At 68.8% G+C, this 1,495-nt stretch carries 1 protein-coding gene; it reads left to right on the forward strand.

Annotation, left to right across the window (positions count from 1 at the left end; genetic code table 11):
- Nucleotides 1-268: 268 nt before the first annotated feature.
- On the forward strand, nucleotides 269-1,471 hold the full coding sequence (locus tag ACFYZB_RS46735) for an IS110 family transposase (RefSeq protein WP_388768277.1): 1,203 nt from the start codon (nucleotides 269-271) through the stop codon (nucleotides 1,469-1,471).
- Nucleotides 1,472-1,495: the final 24 nt, after the last annotated feature.

Below are 1,495 nucleotides of genomic sequence, written 5' to 3' on the forward strand. Positions count from 1 at the left end.
CCCCCCGTTATGTTTTCCGCGGTCCTGCAAGAGGGCCGCTGGCCTTAGGGCCCGGCATGGCTGTCCCCTCCTGTCGAACGGATGACCTGGGGGGTGGTGTCACCGGGCCCGGGAGGCGCCGTTGGAGACGCTGATGAGAGGTCCGACAACCGCCTGGCCTGGCGCAATGCCCGGCCGCTTGCGGGCGGCAGGTCTGCATAACGTGGATGCGCGCATACGACGCCAACGCCCTGGCCAGCACCGCACGAACCCCGTTCGGGAGGATGGGTTGGACGACATCGACGGCGTGGGCGTCTTCCTCGGTCTGGACGTCGGCAAGAGCGCCCATCACGGGCACGGACTGACCCCGGCCGGCAAGAAGGTCTTCGACAAGCAGCTGCCCAACAGCGAGCCGAAGCTGCGGGCCGTCTTCGACAAGCTGGCCGCGAAGTTCGGCACCGTACTGGTGATCGTGGACCAGCCCGCCTCCATCGGAGCCTTGCCCCTGACGGTCGCCCGGGACGCCGGCTGCAAGGTTGCCTATCTGCCCGGCCTGTCCATGCGACGGATCGCCGATCTCTACCCGGGCGAGGCGAAGACCGACGCCCGCGACGCGGCCGTCATCGCCGACGCCGCGAGGACGATGCCACACACCCTGCGCTCGTTGGAACTGACCGACGAGATCACCGCCGAACTGACCGTCCTGGTCGGCTTCGACCAGGACCTCGCAGCCGAGGCCACCCGCACCTCGAACCGGATACGCGGCCTGCTCACCCAGTTCCACCCCAGCCTGGAACGCGTCCTCGGACCACGCCTGGACCACCCCGCGGTGACCTGGCTCCTGGAACGCTACGGATCCCCGGCAGCCCTGCGAAAGGCCGGTCGCCGCAAGCTCGTCGAGGTGATCCGGCCCAAGGCTCCGCGCATGGCTGCCCGGCTGATCGACGACGTCTTCGACGCGCTCGACGAGCAGACCGTCGTGGTCCCGGGCACCGGCACCCTCGACGTCGTGATCCCGTCCCTGGCCCGTTCGCTCGCAGCTGTCCACGAACAGCGACGAGCCCTGGAAGCGCAGATCGGACAGCTGCTGGAGGCTCACCCTCTTTCCGCGGTCCTGACCTCGCTTCCGGGGGTCGCGGTCAGGACCGCCGCCACCTTGCTGGTCACCGTCGGCGACGGCACCAGCTTCCCCACCGCCGCTCACCTGGCCTCCTACGCCGGCCTGGCCCCGACGACCAAGTCGTCGGGGACCTCGATCCATGGAGAACATGCACCCAGAGGCGGCAACCGGCAGCTCAAACGGGCGATGTTCCTGTCCGCGTTCGCTGCACTGCACGATCCCGCCTCCCGCACCTACTACGACCGATGCCGGGCCCGCGGGAAGACCCACACTCAGGCACTTCTCCGCCTGGCCCGTCAGCGGATCAACGTGCTGTTCGCGATGCTCCGAGACGGCACCTTCTACGAACCCCGAACCCCACGCCTCGCTTGACGAAAGACATAGAGGCACCCCCCG

The organism is Streptomyces sp. NPDC001852 (assembly GCF_042891825.1).
Taxonomy (GTDB): domain Bacteria; phylum Actinomycetota; class Actinomycetes; order Streptomycetales; family Streptomycetaceae; genus Streptomyces.